We start from the raw sequence: 16,521 nt of genomic DNA, 5'->3' as shown, positions 1-16,521 counted from the left end.
AGCACCGGCAGCGCGATGCTGGCGCTGGCCCAGGCCGGCTCCGCGTCGCCGGATGCGGCGAGGAGCGGCGCGGGGCTGGCGGCGAGGAGCACTGCTGCGAGGAGGAGAGCACGGAGCGCCATGATCAATCCCCTCAGCGGAACAGCGCGGTGGTGGATTGCATCATCTGGTCGGCCGCCGAGATCACCTTGGCGTTCATCTCGTAGGCGCGCTGCGCGGCGATCAGGTCGCTCATCTCGGAGACGACGTCGACATTGGCCTGCTCCAGGCTGCCCTGGGTGATCGTGCCATAGCCTTCGGCCGCGGCGGTGCCGTCCTGCGGCGGCCCCGAGGAGGGCGTGTCCTGGAACTGGTTATTGCCGACCGGCAGCAGGCCGGCCTTGTTGATGAACTTGGTGAGCTGGATCTGACCGATGATCTGCGAAGTGGTCGAGCCCGGCACCGTCACCTAGACCTGGCCCTGCGCGTTGACGGTGAGGCCCGACGCGTTCTGCGGGATGGTGATGGCCGGCTGCACCGGGTTGCCCTGCGCGGTGACGACGCGGCCCTGATTGTCCATCTGGAAGGTGCCGTCGCGGGTGTACTGGTAGGTGCCGTCGGGCTGCTGGATCTTGAAGAAGCCTTCGCCTGTGATGGCGAGGTCGAGATCGTTGCCGGTCTGCGACAGCGTGCCTTGCGTCATCGAGCGCGGCGTGCCGACGGTCTTGACGCCGCCGCCGATGTCGATGCCGATCGGAAGGATGGTGCCCTGGGTCGAGGCCTGCGCGCCGACCCGGGCGATGTGCTGGTAGATCAGGTCCTGGAATTCCGCCGTCTGCTTCTTGTAACCGGTGGTTTGCAGGTTCGCGATGTTGTTGGAGATGACCTGGACGCTCAGCTCCTGGGCCGCCATCCCGGTCGCAGCTGTGTGAAGTGCTTGCATGTCTCGTCTCCTTACGCCGGCACGTCAGCGAGCTGCTGGATGGCGGTCTTTTGCAGCTCGGCCTGCTGGTTCATCAGGTTTGCGATCGAGGTGTAGGCGCGCGAGACTTCCATCATCAGGCTCATCTCGGCGACCGAGTTGACGTTCGACTTTTCGATGAAGCCCTGCCGCACCGTCGATTTGGTGTCGGGTTGCGGCGCTCCGCCTTCGCCAGCGGCGTAAAGATTGGAGCCCTGCTTCAGCAGCTTCTGTGCGTCGGTGAAGGAGACGAGGCGAAGCTTGCCGCGGGTCGAATCGGTTCGGTTGGCGCCTTCGACCACCGTGACGGTGCCGTCAGGCGTGATGTTGATGTCGTGGTCGGTCGCCTGAAAGACGATCGGGCCGGTGGCGCCCAGAACCGGATTGCCGTTCGACGTCACGAGCTGGCCCGTATTGTCGATGTGCAGACTGCCGTCGCGGGTGTAGCGCTCGCCGCCTGACGTTTGCACGGCCAGGAAGCCAGAGCCGTCGATTGCGACATCGAGCGGGTTGCCGGTTCCCTCGACCGGGCCCTGCGTCATGTTGCGGTAGGTGCCGCGGTCCTGCACGAAAGAGACGTGACGATCGCGGCCGACGAAATTGTCTTCGTGCGCCGGCGTGTTGAGATATTCCTCAAACAGCGAGCCGTCCGCCTTGAAGCCGGTGGTGTTGACGTTCGCGATATTGTTGGCAATCACGTCGAGCTGCCGCTCGAGCGCGGTTTGCCGCGATAGTCCGATGAGAAGCGCATTCTCCATCGCTTGGTTCTCCCCTCAAACGATCCGTTAAGCTGATGCCCTCCCAGGCGGCTCTGCCGGATCCTTCGAACCGCTCAAGCTCTCCCAAGCCTTCGCGGTTCGGTTGAGTACTCAGCGAAAGCCGTGCCAATCCGGAAATGAAAGCCGTTTCAACGGCTTGGCTGATCGAGAGGGGTATTTTGAGGGCGGCAGAAAGGTCTTGTTGACCATGTTTGCCCGGCAACTTTTTCCCAGTCACCGCGCAAAAGAAAGCTTCCATTAACCATTATTACCGTAGCGTTCAAAAACGAGCGCAGGACGTGCCGCGTTGTATCGCGTCAGAGGGGTCGCCTGTCGGCATCGAATTCTCTTCTTGACGTCGGAGCGGCCCTGACGATGGCGGACAATGAGGCGGAAGGCGCTACGGAAGCAGCCGAAGCGCCAGCACCCAAAGGCAAACTCAAACTGATCCTCGCGGTCGTCGCGGTGCTGGCGATCGCCGGCGGCGGCGCGACCTGGTTCTTCTTCATGCGCCATCACAACGAGGAAGCGCATGCGGAGGCCGTGGCTCCGCCGCCGAAGCCGCCGACTTACGTCGAAGTGCCGGACATGCTGGTCAACTTGATCGGTTTGCCCGGGGAGCGGGTGCAGTATCTCAAGGCCAAGATCGTGCTCGAGGTCAAGGAAGAGAAGCAGGCCGAGGCGATCAAGCCCTCGCTGCCGCGCGTGACCGATATTTTCCAGACTTACTTGCGCGAATTGCGTCCCACCGATCTCAACGGTTCGGCCGGGTTGTTTCGCCTGAAGGAAGACCTGACGCGGCGCGTCAACGCCGCGGTTGCGCCGAACCAGGTCTCGGCCGTGCTGTTCAAGGAAGTCGTTATCCAGTGACGATGTGGATCTGAAAACATGGCGGGCAACGATCCAGTCGACCAGGATGCCATAGCTGCGCAATGGGAAGCGCAGCTTGACTCCCAGGATCCGGCCGAGGCCGCCGCTGAAGCGGCCTCCAACGAGCTGTCGGAGACCATGGCGCTGCAATGGGCGGCGATGGTCGAGGACGGCAGCCGCGACTTCGGCACCGGCAAGAACGGCGGCGAACGCGTTCTGTCGCAGGAGGAAATCGACAATCTGCTCGGCTTCAATGTCGGGGAGGTAAATCTCGACGACAATTCCGGCATTCGCGCCATCATCGATTCGGCGATGGTCTCCTACGAGCGTCTGCCGATGCTGGAAATCGTCTTCGACCGCCTGGTGCGGCTCTTGACGACCTCCTTGCGCAACTTCACGTCCGACAACGTCGAAGTCTCGCTCGACCGCATCACCTCGGTCCGCTTCGGCGACTACATGAACTCGATCCCGCTGCCGGCGGTACTCTGCGTGTTCAAGGCCGAGGAATGGGAAAATTTCGGGCTGGTCACGGTCGACTCCAGCCTGATCTATTCGATGATCGACGTGCTGCTCGGAGGCCGTCGCGGCCAGACCTCGATGCGCATCGAGGGTCGTCCTTACACCACGATCGAAACCAATCTCGTCAAGCGCCTGGTCGAAGTGGTGATGGCGGACGCCGAGCAGGCGTTCCGACCGCTTTCGCCGGTGACCTTCACGATCGACCGTCTCGAAACCAATCCGCGCTTTGCCGCCATCAGCCGGCCCGCCAATGCCGCGATCCTGGTGCGCCTGCGCATCGATATGGAAGATCGCGGCGGCAATATCGAGTTGCTGCTGCCATATGCGACCATCGAACCGATCCGCAACGTTCTGTTGCAGATGTTCATGGGCGAAAAATTCGGCCGCGACCCGATCTGGGAAGGCCATTTCGCGACCGAAGTGGCGCAGGCCGAGATTTCCGTCGATGCCGTGCTTTACGAGGCCGACATTCCGCTCAAGGAGCTGATGAAGCTGAAGGTCGGCGACACCCTGCCTCTCGAAATGCGGGCCGATGCGCTGGTCGCGGTTCGCTGCGGCAGCGTGACGCTCACCGAGGGACGGATGGGACGTGTGGGCGACCGCGTCGCCATCCGCGTCGCCAAGCAATTGCGCAAACCGAATACGACCTTTGCCATGTTCGAGAAGGCCGACGAGCAGACCAAGATGATGGAGGCCCCATGAGCCATTCGCTCGGAATTGTAATCGAGAGCCTGGTCGCGATTTTGCTCATGGTTACGATCGGTTACTGCATGTTGTTGAACAAGCGCCTCAAGCGATTGAAAGCCGACGAGCATTCGCTCAAGGCCACCATCGCCGAATTGATTACGGCGACCGAAATCGCCGAGCGCGCGATCGGCGGCCTCAAGCATACGGTGCGGGACGTCAACGAGAACCTCGGCACTCAACTGACCGAAGCAACGGACATGTCGGCGCAGCTGAAGAAGCAGCTCGGCGAATGCGACCAGGTGGTGCGCCGTCTGTCGAAGATCACCAGCGCGGCGCGTCCGTCGACGCCTGTCGCCGCGCCCGAACCGACGCCGGCAACCGTATCAGTGCCAGCGCCCGCGCCGGTGCCGAGTGCCAGGGCGGTTGCGGCGGCGGCGCAAGCATTCTCTGAACGTAGAAGATCCAATGGGCTGGCTGCATGAAATCGTTTCGTAACATTCGCGTCATTCCGGTTGTTCTGGTTGCGGTTTTTGGTCTGGCGGTTCTGAAGGTTGCGGGTCTCGTGCTCGACGGCGGATATGTGTTCGACTATCAGCCGAACGCCACCAAACCGTCCTGGGCGCAGGAGACCCTGAATTTTCCAGGCCGCACCTATGCCGAAGCGTCCGACATCACCGGCTCGGTCGACAAGGAAAAGAAACCGGAGGCCAAGCCCGAGGTGGCGAAGCCCGAGGCCACCATGCAGCCCGAACAGGGGCAGGCCGTTCCTCCCGCGGAGCGCGCCATCCTCGAACGTTTGCAGGCGCGGCGTCAGGAACTCGAGACGAGGGCGCGTGAGATCGACATTCGCGAAAGCCTGCTGAAGGCGTCAGAGAAACGCGCCGAGGGGCGCGTCGAAGAGATGAAGGCGATTGAATCCCGCATTACCGGCGCGGCTCAGCAAAAGGCCGACGAGGACGCGGCGCGCTTCAAGGGCATCGTCACCATGTATGAAAGCATGAAGCCCAAGGACGCGGCCAAGGTGTTCGACCGGATGGAAATGCCGGTGCTGTTCGAAATCGCCTCGCACATCGCCCCGCGCAAGATGGCCGATATTCTCGGCCTGATGCAGCCGGAGGTAGCTGAACGGCTCACGGTCGAAATGGCGCACCGGGCAGGGACGCAATCCAGTGCCGAGCCCGAGCTTCCGAAAATCGAAGGCAAGATCCTGCAACCCCAGAAGGGCAATTAACGGGGATATTTAACAAGTCCTTAAATTGCCGATCCTAGATTCTTGCGGCTGGTCGGCGATCGAACGAATTGGAAAACTAGTGCGGCGAATTTGAAGTTCCTATCGGTGCTGCTGCGAATTCATCATAGGAACTTCAAATTCCAAGCCGCACTAGAAACAATAAGTTGCAAGAGCTCCTTTGATTCCGAAGTTCGCATCAGAGGTTGCTGCAATATCAAGCGAACTTCGGAATCGGAGCTCTTGAGAAGCGAATGGCGCGTATGGCTGCCGCTGGATTTTGGTCGCGAGTGCGCAGCCGTGTGCACGCGCTTCCGCTCGTCGGCACGCGATCTTCGCGCTTCGTGCCAGCTTTGCTGTTTGGCGCTTTGGCATATCTGGCTTTTTCCGCTTCAGCCTTCGCCGCCGATCCGGTGAAAGCGGAAGCGACGTTCTCGTCCGGCGGTGGCTTTGCGCGCCTCGTGATCAAATTCGATGAAGACGTCACCTCGGAAGTGGTCACGGCCGGTTCGATCCTCGTGATCCGGTTTGAGCGGCCGGTCGATGTATCCGTCGACGGGCTGGCCGAGGCGGTGCCCGGCTATGTCGGCGCGGCGCGCCGCGATCCGGACGGGTCGGCGATCCGCCTGTCGCTGGCGCGCAAGGCAACGATCAACACCATGACGGCGGGCGAGCGGTTGTTCGTCGACTTCCTGCCCGACTCCTGGAGCGGCCCGCCGCCGAGCCTTCCCAACGAAGTGGTGAAGGAACTTGCCGAACGCGCCCGCCTCGCCGAGCGAGAACTGCGTCAGCAGCGGGCGCTCGCGGAAGCCAAGAAGCGCGCGCCGGTGCGTGTTCGCGCGTTGGTTCAGCCGACCTTCGTCCGCTTTGTTTTCGAAATGCCCGACGGCGTCGGCGTTTCCTCGGTGCTGAACGAGCAGAAACTCAAACTGCTCTTCAGCAAGGCGCTGACATTCGATCTGGCCGATGCCAAGCTCTCGGCCCCGCCGAATGTCGCTTCGATCAGCCAGAAGATCGACGGCGAAACCGCGCAGGTGGAACTCGCCATGGTCGGCGACGTGGACGTCCATTCCTTCCGCGAAGACAAGAACTACGTCATCGACGTTGCCTTCCAGCAGCCCGACAAGGTTTTGGCGCCACAAGCCTCCGACGCCGCGCGCGCGACCCCGATGCGCGCCGCCGAGAAGGCTCCTGCTGTGCCTGTGCCCGCCGCGGCGATGCCTGCCGCCGCACCTGCGGCCGAAAAACCTGCAGCCGAAAAACCTGCAATGGCCGAAAATCCGATTGCCGCGCCGGATCAGCCAATGGCGCCGGTCGCCGAACAACCAGCCATGGCCGAGAAGCCGGCGGCTGCGGTGGTGCCGATAGTATCTGCGCCACAGCCACAACAGCCGCCGCCACAACAAAAGTCGGAAGCGATAGCCCCGCCGCTTGCCGCCGAACCCGTCGCCGAAGGCGCGCCGAAGGCGGCGGCCGCGCCGCAAGCCGCGACGCCTCCGGCAGCGCCGGTCGAGACACAGGCGAAGCCAGCGGAAGCGCCGCCGAAAAAAATCCAGGCCGCGCCCGTTGCGGCTTCGCCCACCAGCGCGAAGCAGGACGCAGGCGCCACCGATGTCGTCGTGATCCGCGACAGCGAAGGCCTGCACATGACCTTCTCGATGCCGGAAGGCACGCCGGCTGCGCTGTTCCGTCGCGCCGACACGTTGTGGCTGATGCTGGATTCGAAAAAGCCGATCAACCTCGAGCCGATCCGCGGGCAGGGTGGCGCGGCGGTGGCCGATGTCAGCATCGTGCCGCAGGACAAAGGCCAGGTGGTGCGATTCCGCCTCAACCGGCCGCAACTGCCCTCGATCTCGGGTGAGGATCTGGCCACGGGAACAAGCTGGACGGTGACCTTTGCCGATACCGTGCATACGCCGTCCCAGGCGCTGTCGGCGATCAGAAATATCGCCGATCCCGCGCTCGCCAACGTCACGGTGCCGATGACCAAGGCAGGCAGTCTGCATCGCTTCAGCGATCCCGACGTCGGCGACACGTTATACGTGGTAACGGCAAGGCCGCCCTCGCGCGGTTTCATCAAGCGGCAGGATTTTGTCGAGCTGTCGCTGCTCGAGTCCATCCATGGCGTTGCCATCCGCCCGAACTCCGACGACGTGACCGTGGATGTCGGGCCCGACAAGGTCGTGCTCGGCAAGCCGGGCGGGTTGACGCTGTCGCCGGCCGATAATGGAGCCGAGCGCGCGCCCACGGCGGTGCGGCCGATTTTCGATCTCGGCGAGTGGCGCAAGAACAAGGAAGGAGATTTCAACGCGCGGCTGGACGCTTTGGTCGAGGCGGCCGGTACCGCCATGACCGCCGGTCCCGAGCAGCGCATGCTGGCGCAGGTCGATCTCGCCCGCTTCTATATGGCGCGCGGCATGTATCCGGAGGCCGTCGGCGTGCTCAATCTCGCGCTGGCGGATTCCAAAGCGGGCTCGGAGGATCCCGCCGCCTTGATCGTTCACTCGCTGGCCAGCATCCTGATGGGGCGCACCGAACGGGGTCTGAAAGATCTCGCCAGCCCCGTGATCGGAAGCAACTACGATTCGCAGCTCTGGAAGGCGCTGGCGAGTGCCCGTCAGGGCAAGTGGGCGGACGCACGCGAGAAGTTCAAGAGCACCGAATTCGCCATCCGCTCGCTGCCGATCGATCTGCAGCGGATCGTGCTTGCCGACGCGATGCGCGCCTCTGTCGAGGTGAAGGACTATCCGGGCGCGGCGCAGCGCTCCAGCGAGCTGGACGTGATCGGCCTCCTGCCGGAGCAGGCTGCGCAGGTTGCCGTCTTGCGCGGCCGGCTCGCCGAGGGTCTCGGTCACGACCGCGATGCGCTGGATCAATATAACCGCGCGATCGCCTCGACGGACCGCCAGGCCGAGACCGAAGCGAGGCTGCTTGAAGTCGCGCTGAAGCAAAGGCGCAACGAAATCACCCAGGAAGACGCGCTCAAGGAGTTCGAGACGCTGTCGATCACCTGGCGCGGCGACGCGCTCGAGGTGCAGGCGCTTGAAATGATGGCCAAGATCTATGCCGAGAGCGGACGCTTTTCCGAATCCTTTGCCGCGATCCGGACCGCCAACCTGCTGGCGCCCAATCTGGAGGTCGCACGGGCGGGCCAGGATGCCGCCTCCGCGCTGTTCTCGGCGCTCTTTCTGGGGCCGAAGGGCGACGATCTGCCGCCGATCGATGCGCTTGGCATGTTCTACGAATATCGCGACCTGACGCCGATCGGCCGGCGCGGCGACGAGATGATCCGCCGTCTTGCGGACCGTCTGGTTGCCGTCGACCTGCTCGACCAGGCGGCCGAGCTTTTGCAATATCAGGTCGACAAGCGCCTCGAGGGTGCGGCGCGCGCGCAAGTCGCCGCGCGCCTTGCCATGGTCTATCTCACCAACCACAAGCCGGAGCGGGCGATCGACGCGCTTCGCTCCACGCGCATCGCCGACCTGTCCGGTGAATTGCGGCAGCAGCGGCTGCTGCTTGAGGCGCGCGCGCAAAGCGACGTCGGCCGTCACGACCTCGCGCTCGACATCATTTCCAATATTCCGGGCCGGGAAGCGATCCGCCTGCGCTCTGACATCTACTGGGCCTCGCGGCAATGGCGGCAGTCGGCCGAACAGATCGAACTCTATTACGCCGACCGCTGGCGCGACTTCAAACCGCTGAGCGCGGCCGAGAAGAGCGACATCATCCGCGCGGTGGTGGGTTATGCGCTTGCCGAAGACGTTATCGGCATGTCGCGGTTCCGCGAAAAGTATTTACCCTTGATGAGTGCGCCCGCGGACCGGGCCGCGTTCGAGGTTGCGAGCAAGCCGGTCGGATCATCCGGCGCGGACTTTGCCCAGATCGCCAAGATGGCAGCCAGCGTCGATACGCTGGAAGGGTTTTTGCGCGATATGAAGGCGCGCTATCCGGACGCAACCGCGCGCGCGAATTTGCAGCCGGGAATGGCGAAGGCCGATCCGGCTCCGACCGGCGCGCTGCCTGTGATTGTCGGAACCAAGCAGGCGCGAGCCAGATAGGCTTTATCCCCCGCCGTAGCTCTGCACCAGGCTGCCGGCGACCAGCGACCAGCCGTCGATCAGCACGAAGAAGATCAGCTTGAAGGGCAGGGACACTGTCACCGGCGGCAGCATCATCATGCCCATCGACATCAAGACCGAGGCGACCACCATGTCGATGATCAGGAACGGCAGGAACAAGAGGAAGCCGATCTCGAAGGCGCGCTTGAGTTCCGAGATCATGAAGGCGGGCATCAGGATGCGCAGCGACAGATCCTGCGGCGTCGCCGGCAGCGGCTCGCCAGACATGTCCTGAAACAATTTGATGTCCTTTTCGCGCACGTTCTTCAGCATGAAACCGCGCAACGGCACCGAGGCGCGCTGCAGAGCATCCTCGACGCTGATCTGGTTGGCGACCAGCGGCTTGATCCCGTCATCGTAGGATTTCTGCAGTACCGGTCCCATCACGAACGCGGTCAAAAACATCGCCAGGGCAATGATCACCGTGTTCGGCGGCGCGGTTGCGGTGCCGAGCGCGGTGCGCAGCAGCGACAGCACGACCACGATGCGCGTGAACGACGTCATCATGATCAGGATCGACGGCGCGATCGACAGCACCGTGAGCAGCGCGATCAGCTGGATCGCGCGCTCGGTCACGCCGCCATTGCCCTGGCCGCCGAGATTGATGCTGATGTCCTGCGCCCAAGCGGGCAGGGCCAGCAGGCTGGCGGTGAACAGGGTGGCTAGGAATAAAACTCTACGCGGAGGGCTCGCGGCCCTCACGAAGGATTCTTTGGCCGGCCGAGCAGCGAGGCCATTTCGTCTTCGAGATTATCAAACCCGCTCTTGGCCGGAGCCGGCGCGGGCGGCGGCACGGGCGGCTCGTTGCGCGGTGCATTGCGGGCCGCGGGCGGCTCCGGTGCGACGGGCGGTGCCGGCTCGCTGCCGGGCGGGCGGCGAAGCGCGGCCTCGAGCCGCTGCGCCATTTCCGCAAGGTTCTGGTCGGCCGACGACATCGGCGGAGGCATCGGAGGTTCGTTGCGCGGCGGTGGTGGAGGTGCAACCGGGCGCTCGGCGCGAAGCGGCGGCGGTTTCGGCGTATCTGATGGCACCGGCCGCACCGGGCGCGGCATCATCGGCTCGCCGCGCTGCATCGGTTCGCCTCGTGGCATGCGGGGCGGGACAGGCGGCACCGGCTCGGGACGGCCGCCCATCGGTTCGGGCGTAAAGCCGGTCAGGGGATCGCCACGCTCCGCGCGGGCGGGCCGGCGCGCTTCTTCGGCAAAGGCCGGTCGTGCCGGGCGCGGCGGCGGCTCGGGCATCTGCGGTTCGCCATGTTCGAAAGGCTCGACGCGTGCGCCATCGCCGTCGCTCCAGCCGGCGGCGTCCGGCAGTGGAACAATCCGCGGCTGCTGCACCTCGGGGCTCGCAACTGCGGGGCGCGGCGGCAACTGATCGCGCCCGGGCGCTGCACGCACGATATTGGGCTCGACGACGATGTCGGTCGGACCGCCGATCATCAGGAGATGCTCGATATTGTCGCGCCGGACCAGCACAAGCCGGCGGCGTCCGTCCACCGCGGCGGCATCGATCACGGCAAGCCGCGGCATTCTTCCGCGTTGAGTGTTGGCGCCGAGCCGGTTGGAGGCGAATCGGCGGATCAACCAGGCCACCACGCCGATCAGCGCCAGGACGGCCACGAACGCGAAGAAAAATGTAAGTGCCTGCATGCTTTTTCCCCGGCGAGGGGAGGCCCATATGACCCCCGCGACGCCCTACGAGCCTTCAACGCCGGCCCTAGTTAATGTCCCACGGCAAAAGCTGCCGTCCCGACTAGTGCCGCCTATTTGAAGTTCCTGCACCACAAGCGGCGAATCCGATCCAGGAACTTCAAATAGAAAAGCGGCACTAGAATCAATAGGTCTGCTGGTGCCCATGACTTTCCGAAGTTCGTGGAAGTGGGTGCCGCGATAGAGCACGAACTTCGGAAAGCGGGCACTAGCCTTAATAACCCATGAATCGGCAGGGCCAAAACGACTTCTCGCGATGCCGGTGCCGATGATTTTGCTGGTTAACGCAGCATTCGTGGCGAAATTGCGCTCGAAACGATTCGGCGCCCCAGTTCGTGGCTCAATCGCCGGTGTCGCGCGGAACGCAATTTTAACCAGCCATTAACCATACGCACGGCAAATTCTGCCTACCGGCATCAAGCCGTTGGCCGAAGGGGAGCGCCGCGATGGCTATCAGCGATCTTCCAACCCTGTCGATCTTGCGCACCAAGATGCAGTGGCACCAGGAACGCCAGAGCGTGCTGGCCGACAACGTATCCAATTCGAATACGCCGAACTTCAGGCCGCGCGATCTGGTCGAGCCGAAATTCGAAATCGGCAGCGGCAAGGTCGACGGCGGAGCGACAACGCTGGCGATGGCGCGCACCAGCACGGGCCATATCGGGGCTGACGGCGCCGATCCGACCTTCGGTGAGAACAAGCGCGCCGGATTTCTGACGCGGCCCGCGGGCAACGCGGTCAGCCTCGAAGACGAAATGCTGAAAGTGTCCGCCAACCAGATGGATTACGCGGCGGTGACCTCGCTCTACTCGAAGAGCCTGCATCTCATCAAGACGGCGATCGGCAAGGGTTGATGCGCGTGATCGTTAAAGCCGGGCGCCGCTAGCCAAAAGGGGATATGCATCATGTCAAGCGATGCGAATGATTTCGTCCGCTCAATGGGCATTGCGACGTCGGGACTGCGCGCGCAGTCCGGACGCATGCGGGTGATTTCGGAAAATATCGCCAACGCCGATTCGACGGCATCGACCGCCGGCGGCGATCCTTACCGGCGCAAGGTGCCGACGTTCTCCTCGGCGCTCGACAGGGCGCTGGACGCTAAGGTGGTGACACTCGGCAAGATCAGGACCGACCAGTCCGCGTTTCACGTCAAATACGAGCCCTCTAATCCGGCTGCCGACGCCACCGGCTACGTCAAATATCCGAACGTCAACCCGATGATCGAAATGAACGACATGCGGGAGGCGCAGCGATCCTATGAGGCCAATCTCAACATCATCAGCGCCACGCGCCGGATGATCCAGCGCACGCTCGACATTCTCAAAACCTGACAGGAAGGCTTGAACCATGGCTTCGCCCGCAATTGCCGCCAATGCGTATGCTTCCGCTGCCAAGATCCTGGATGCCGGCGGCGCGGCCAAGGCCGCTGATCCGGCCGGTTTGTCGTTCGGCGACGTGCTGAAGGAAGCGGTCGGCGGCGTGCTCGATGCCGGGCGCAAATCCGACGCGCAGACGGTCGCGATGGCCTCAGGCAAGGCCAATGTCATGGATGTGGTGACGGCGGTTGCGGAAACCGATGTCGCGGTCTCGACGCTGGTGTCGGTGCGCGACAAGGTGATCGCGGCCTACGAAGACGTCATGAAGATGGCGATATGATTTTTCGTCGTTCCGGGGCGATGCGAAGCATCGAACCCGGAACCTCGAGATTCCGGGTTCGCTCGTTTCACTCGCGCCCCGGAATGACGCAATCGAAAGAAAAGTGAGTTGCGAAAATGACCGGTGCTGAAACCCTCGACGTGGCGCGTGATGCGATCTGGACCATCGTCGTGGTGTCGTCCCCGCTGATGGTAGTGGGGCTTGTCGTGGGCGTGGTGGTGTCGCTGTTCCAGGCGCTGACCCAGATTCAGGAGCAGACGCTGATCTTCGTGCCGAAGATTCTCGCGATCTTCGTCACATTATTATTGGCGCTGCCGTTCATGGCCGATTCGCTGCACAGCCACATGATGCGGATTTCGTCGCGAATCATAGGCGGCTAGTGGCATGCTGAGCGCGCATGCGTATCGATATCTCGCTTTTGCCAATCTTGGCGGCCGCCTTCATGCTGACCTTCGCCCGCGTCGGCGCGATGGTGATGCTGCTGCCGGGCCTCGGCGAAACCAATATCCCGGTCCGCGTCAAGCTTTCGATCGCGCTTCTACTGACGCTGATCATCCTGCCGCTGCATCGCGCCGACTATCACGTCGACATGAACTCGATGGCGGCGCTTCTCGTGATGATGGTGTACGAGATCCTGATCGGCATCGTGCTGGGCGCGACCGCGCGCGTGACCCTGGCGGCGCTGCAGGTCGCGGGCGCGGTGATCGCCCAGCAGCTCGGCCTCGGTTTTGTCACCACCGTCGATCCGACGCAGGGACAGCAGGGCGTCCTGATCGGCAATTTCCTGACGCTGCTCGGCGTCACCATGCTGTTTGCGACCGACAGCCATTATCTGGTCATTGCCGCACTCAACGACAGCTACAGGATCTTTTCGCCGGGCGAGGTGGTGCCGAGCGGGGACGTGGCCGAGCTCGCCACCCGCGCCTTCACCGCCGCTTTCAAGATCGGCATGCAACTGGCTGCGCCGTTTCTGGTTTTCGGTCTTGTCTTCAATATCGGGCTTGGCGTGCTGGCGCGGCTGATGCCGCAGATGCAGGTCTATTTCGTCGGCGTACCGCTCTCGATCCTGTCGGGTTTCCTGATCTTCGGCGTCGTGCTTGCCGCCATGATGGGAACCTTCCTCGACTACTTCATCGGCGTCATGCACCAGATGATTCCTCTCAAGTGAGGCCTGTGAAGTAAATGGCCGAAGAAGACGAGTCCGGCGGCGAACGCACGGAAGACCCCACGCAAAAACGTCTCGATGAGGCGCTGGAGCGTGGGGACGTCGCCAAGAGCCAGGAGGTCAACACCTGGTTCATGATCTCGGGCGCAACGCTTGTTCTCTCGACCTTTGCCAGCTCCATCGGCGGCATCGAGGTGCCCTTGCGCAACCTCGTTGCCAATTCGTGGATGATCCGGACCGACGGTCCGGGCCTCCTGAGGCTGGCGGAAAATCTGGAATACGCGGTGTTTGCCGCCATCGGGATTCCGATCCTGATGCTGATGCTCGCGGCGATCGCGGCCAACATCCTGCAACACCGGCTGGTCTGGTCGGGGGAATCGCTCAAGCCGAAACTTTCGAAGATTTCGCCGATGGAGGGCGCCAAGCGCATCTTCGGCAAGCAGGCGCTCGCCAATTTCGGCAAGGGCCTGTTCAAGCTGATCGCGCTCGGCGCGGTCATGACGGCGATCCTCTGGCCGGAGCGGCATCGTCTGGAATCGATGCTGCGATTCGATCCGGCGGCCATATTGAGCGTGGTCGTCAGCATGGCGCTGCATCTGATGGGGGCGGTGGTCGCGATGCTCGCGGTGGTCGCGATCGCAGACTATTTCTTCCAGTACCGGCAATGGTACGAGCGGCAGAAGATGTCGTTGCGGGACATGAAGGAGGAGTTCAAGCAGTCCGAAGGCGATCCGCACATCAAGGGCCGCATCCGGCAATTGCGTCAGGCGCGGATGAAGAAGCGCATGATGGCGGCGGTGCCCAAGGCGTCCGTCATCATCACCAACCCGACCCACTATTCGGTCGCCCTGTCCTACGAACGCGGCATGGCGGCGCCGATTTGCGTCGCCAAGGGCGTCGATCTGATCGCCTTGAAGATCAGGGAGATCGCCGGCGAGCACAACATTCCGATCGTCGAGAACGTGCCGCTGGCGCGGGCGCTCTATGCGACGGTCGAAATCGACGACGAGATACCCGTGGAGCACTATCACGCGGTCGCCGAGATCATCGGCTACGTCATGGGTCTCAAGCGCGGGGTTGCCAACCGACGGCGGTGATGTCGCCGGTTCCAGACGGACATCGTTGATAGTTTTGCGAAATATCGGGAGTTGGCCTTGCGCTGGCAGGGTAGATTCAGGCACTGAGGGGACTAGTGGAGCGATTCTCCACCAGCGTGCCGGCACGCCGAATCTAGCGTAAATAATGCGCGTTTTATCCGTGTCGACAGGCTACTTTCCCTTCCGATGATCGCCGAACCTGACCATTATCCGTCGCAAGAACCGGCCGCCGCCCATGAGCCGGTGCGGCGGGGCGGCAGCATCCTGCTGGTGCTGCTGGTTGCCGGCGCCATCGTGGCGATTGCGGGCGCGCTCACGACGCTCGGGCGGGCGCAGGCGCAGCCTTATATTCTGGGGCTGTTGGCGCTGCTCGCGATGGTCGGGCTGTTCAATCTCTTTGCCTTTGCCGCCGGCATCGTTCGCTTTGTCGACCGGTCCGCCGACGATCCGGTGGTGCGGCGGATCGCCGATCTCGCCTATGACGGGATCGCCGTTACCGATGCCCGCGGCCACGTCGTCTACTGCAATTCGGCCTATCTGACGTTGACGGGTGCGGCGAGCGCGCACGAGGTGCGGCCGGTCGAACGGGTCTTCATCGGCAATCCCGACGTCTCGGAAGCCGTGTTCCGCCTGCTCAAGGCCGCGCGCGAAGGCAAGCGCCAGCAGGAGGAGGTCCGCATCGCCGGAAGCGATGGCTCGCACGGCCGCTGGCTGCGGATGCGGGTGCGCCCGCTCGGCCAGAACAAGCGCGAGCCGAAATATGCGGTGTGGTCGATTGCCGATATCACCCGCGACCGTGAACGACAGGAAGACGTGTTTCAGGAATTGCAGCACGCGATCGAATACCTCGATCACGCGCCGTGCGGCTTCTTCTCGGTCAACGCAGCTGGCGAGATCGCCTATGTCAATGCGACGCTTGCCAACTGGCTCGACTACGATTTGGCAGAAATCGGTTCGGGCGGGTTGAAGCTGACGGACATCGTCTCCGGCGACGGCGCTGCGCTTTTGACCTCGATCACGCCGATGCCGGGCGAGGTGACGACCGAAGTTTTCGATATCGATTTGCGGATGCGGACTGGCAAGACCATGCCGGCTCGTCTCTATCACAAGCTCGCTTTCGGCGCCGACGGCGCGCCGGGCGCCTCGCGCACGCTCGTCATCAGCCGCGCGCGCGACGAGCGCGCCGACCCGCAGCGCGCCGCCGAAGTGCGCTTCATGCGCTTCTTCGACCATACGCCGATGGCGATTGCGACCGTCGATCGCGCGGGCGCGATCGTGCGGGCCAACGCGCGCTTCGCCAAGCTGGCGCAGAATCTCGGCGCCGATGGCAAGTCGATTTTCAGCACGGTCAACGCGAGGGATCGCAATTTGCTTGTCGCGGCCATCAACCAGGCGGCGCTGGGGCAGGGCGATATCGCGCCGGTGGAAGTGATGCTCGACGGGGCGAGGGAACGCTGGGGGCAGTTCTTCGTCACCGCGGTCGAGGAAGACGAGCGCGAGGCGGAAGCTGCCATCGTCTACATGCTGGAGACGACCGAGCGCCGTGCGCTGGAGAACCAGATCAACCAGTCGCAGAAGATGGACATGGTCGGCCAGCTCGCCGGCGGCATCGCGCACGACTTCAACAACGTGTTGTCCGCGATCATGATGGCGAACGACTTCCTGCTGAACGCGCACAAGCCGACCGATCCGTCGTTCCAGGACATCATGCAGATCAAGCAGAACGCGACGCGCGCGGCAACGCTGGTGCGCCAGCTGCTGGCGTTCTCGCGCC

At 63.3% G+C, this 16,521-nt stretch carries 15 protein-coding genes and 1 pseudogene; 12 read left to right on the top strand and 4 right to left on the bottom strand.

Going from position 1 to position 16,521, the window contains the following annotated elements; genetic code table 11:
- Window positions 1-133 precede the first annotated feature (133 nt).
- Window positions 134-922: pseudogene (gene flgG, locus VFB05_RS07685) on the bottom strand (flagellar basal-body rod protein FlgG).
- An 11-nt stretch (window positions 923-933) separates the two neighbouring features.
- The gene (flgF, locus tag VFB05_RS07680) at window positions 934-1,698 is read right to left on the bottom strand and encodes a flagellar basal-body rod protein FlgF (protein ID WP_325010661.1); all 765 of its coding nucleotides are present in this window, start codon (window positions 1,696-1,698) and stop codon (window positions 934-936) included.
- 375 nt (window positions 1,699-2,073) lie between these two features.
- On the opposite strand from flgF, the gene fliL reads away from it, so the two are divergent.
- The 5 genes from fliL to VFB05_RS07655 all read left to right on the top strand — a co-directional run bounded on the left by fliL (window position 2,074) and on the right by VFB05_RS07655 (window position 9,060).
- Entirely contained in the window at window positions 2,074-2,568 is a 495-nt protein-coding gene (gene fliL, locus VFB05_RS07675) for a flagellar basal body-associated protein FliL (protein ID WP_325010659.1), read from the top strand.
- A gap of 18 nt (window positions 2,569-2,586) precedes the next feature.
- Window positions 2,587-3,789 (top strand): flagellar motor switch protein FliM, encoded by a 1,203-nt coding sequence (gene fliM, locus VFB05_RS07670; protein WP_325010657.1) that lies wholly within the window; start codon window positions 2,587-2,589, stop codon window positions 3,787-3,789.
- A complete protein-coding gene (locus VFB05_RS07665; RefSeq protein ID WP_325010655.1) occupies window positions 3,786-4,256 on the top strand; it encodes a DUF6468 domain-containing protein in 471 nt (156 codons plus the stop codon). The genes fliM and VFB05_RS07665 overlap by 4 nt, the downstream gene beginning before the upstream one ends.
- A complete protein-coding gene (locus VFB05_RS07660; protein ID WP_325010653.1) occupies window positions 4,253-5,005 on the top strand; it encodes a flagellar protein FlbB in 753 nt (250 codons plus the stop codon). Before VFB05_RS07665 ends, VFB05_RS07660 begins: the two co-directional genes overlap by 4 nt.
- A gap of 251 nt (window positions 5,006-5,256) precedes the next feature.
- Window positions 5,257-9,060, top strand: a complete 3,804-nt coding sequence (locus VFB05_RS07655; RefSeq protein ID WP_325010651.1) for a tetratricopeptide repeat protein — start codon at window positions 5,257-5,259, stop codon at window positions 9,058-9,060.
- A 3-nt stretch (window positions 9,061-9,063) separates the two neighbouring features.
- Here the strand turns inward: VFB05_RS07655 and fliP are convergent, their stop codons facing one another.
- Complete coding sequence (fliP, locus tag VFB05_RS07650) at window positions 9,064-9,822, bottom strand: flagellar type III secretion system pore protein FliP (RefSeq protein ID WP_325010649.1); 759 nt, start codon at window positions 9,820-9,822, stop codon at window positions 9,064-9,066.
- The gene (locus tag VFB05_RS07645; RefSeq protein WP_325010647.1) at window positions 9,819-10,769 is read right to left on the bottom strand and encodes a flagellar biosynthetic protein FliO; all 951 of its coding nucleotides are present in this window, start codon (window positions 10,767-10,769) and stop codon (window positions 9,819-9,821) included. Before VFB05_RS07645 ends, fliP begins: the two co-directional genes overlap by 4 nt.
- Window positions 10,770-11,275: 506 nt before the next feature.
- Between VFB05_RS07645 and flgB the strand changes: the two genes are divergently transcribed.
- The 7 genes from flgB to VFB05_RS07610 all read left to right on the top strand — a co-directional run.
- Window positions 11,276-11,683, top strand: a complete 408-nt coding sequence (flgB, locus tag VFB05_RS07640; protein WP_325010645.1) for a flagellar basal body rod protein FlgB — start codon at window positions 11,276-11,278, stop codon at window positions 11,681-11,683.
- Window positions 11,684-11,734: 51 nt separating this feature from the next.
- Window positions 11,735-12,160 carry a flagellar basal body rod protein FlgC gene (gene flgC / locus VFB05_RS07635; protein ID WP_325010642.1) on the top strand — a complete coding sequence of 142 codons (426 nt, stop codon included), beginning with the start codon at window positions 11,735-11,737 and terminating at the stop codon, window positions 12,158-12,160.
- A 16-nt stretch (window positions 12,161-12,176) separates the two neighbouring features.
- A complete protein-coding gene (fliE, locus tag VFB05_RS07630) occupies window positions 12,177-12,485 on the top strand; it encodes a flagellar hook-basal body complex protein FliE (protein WP_325010640.1) in 309 nt (102 codons plus the stop codon).
- Between the two features lie 116 nt (window positions 12,486-12,601).
- Window positions 12,602-12,865, top strand: coding sequence for a flagellar biosynthesis protein FliQ (fliQ, locus tag VFB05_RS07625; protein WP_027540419.1), 264 nt, complete (start codon window positions 12,602-12,604; stop codon window positions 12,863-12,865).
- 17 nt (window positions 12,866-12,882) lie between these two features.
- Window positions 12,883-13,653 carry a flagellar biosynthetic protein FliR gene (fliR, locus tag VFB05_RS07620; protein ID WP_325010636.1) on the top strand — a complete coding sequence of 257 codons (771 nt, stop codon included), beginning with the start codon at window positions 12,883-12,885 and terminating at the stop codon, window positions 13,651-13,653.
- Window positions 13,654-13,667: 14 nt separating this feature from the next.
- Window positions 13,668-14,747, top strand: a complete 1,080-nt coding sequence (gene flhB, locus VFB05_RS07615; RefSeq protein ID WP_325010634.1) for a flagellar biosynthesis protein FlhB — start codon at window positions 13,668-13,670, stop codon at window positions 14,745-14,747.
- A 186-nt stretch (window positions 14,748-14,933) separates the two neighbouring features.
- Window positions 14,934-16,521 (top strand): PAS domain-containing protein (locus tag VFB05_RS07610; RefSeq protein ID WP_325010632.1); only part of this gene is annotated, 1,588 nt, incomplete at its 3' end.

Source organism: Bradyrhizobium sp. (genome assembly GCF_035652035.1).
In the GTDB taxonomy this organism is placed as follows: Bacteria; Pseudomonadota; Alphaproteobacteria; order Rhizobiales; family Xanthobacteraceae; genus Bradyrhizobium.
The sequence above is the reverse complement of the archived record's forward strand: the minus strand, read 5'-3'. Positions and strand labels throughout refer to the sequence as shown.

What these genes read in the sequence shown, in the direction of transcription:
- fliQ (WP_027540419.1), top strand. Translation starts at nt 12,602, where the DNA reads ATGACCGGTGCTGAAACCCTCGACGTGGCGCGTGATGCGATCTGGACC.
- fliM (WP_325010657.1), top strand. Translation starts at nt 2,587, where the DNA reads ATGGCGGGCAACGATCCAGTCGACCAGGATGCCATAGCTGCGCAATGG.
- VFB05_RS07645 (WP_325010647.1), bottom strand. Translation starts at nt 10,769, where the DNA reads ATGCAGGCACTTACATTTTTCTTCGCGTTCGTGGCCGTCCTGGCGCTG.
- flgF (WP_325010661.1), bottom strand. Translation starts at nt 1,698, where the DNA reads ATGGAGAATGCGCTTCTCATCGGACTATCGCGGCAAACCGCGCTCGAG.
- flgC (WP_325010642.1), top strand. Translation starts at nt 11,735, where the DNA reads ATGTCAAGCGATGCGAATGATTTCGTCCGCTCAATGGGCATTGCGACG.
- fliL (WP_325010659.1), top strand. Translation starts at nt 2,074, where the DNA reads ATGGCGGACAATGAGGCGGAAGGCGCTACGGAAGCAGCCGAAGCGCCA.
- flhB (WP_325010634.1), top strand. Translation starts at nt 13,668, where the DNA reads ATGGCCGAAGAAGACGAGTCCGGCGGCGAACGCACGGAAGACCCCACG.
- fliE (WP_325010640.1), top strand. Translation starts at nt 12,177, where the DNA reads ATGGCTTCGCCCGCAATTGCCGCCAATGCGTATGCTTCCGCTGCCAAG.
- VFB05_RS07665 (WP_325010655.1), top strand. Translation starts at nt 3,786, where the DNA reads ATGAGCCATTCGCTCGGAATTGTAATCGAGAGCCTGGTCGCGATTTTG.
- fliR (WP_325010636.1), top strand. Translation starts at nt 12,883, where the DNA reads ATGCGTATCGATATCTCGCTTTTGCCAATCTTGGCGGCCGCCTTCATG.
- flgB (WP_325010645.1), top strand. Translation starts at nt 11,276, where the DNA reads ATGGCTATCAGCGATCTTCCAACCCTGTCGATCTTGCGCACCAAGATG.
- VFB05_RS07660 (WP_325010653.1), top strand. Translation starts at nt 4,253, where the DNA reads ATGAAATCGTTTCGTAACATTCGCGTCATTCCGGTTGTTCTGGTTGCG.
- VFB05_RS07655 (WP_325010651.1), top strand. Translation starts at nt 5,257, where the DNA reads ATGGCGCGTATGGCTGCCGCTGGATTTTGGTCGCGAGTGCGCAGCCGT.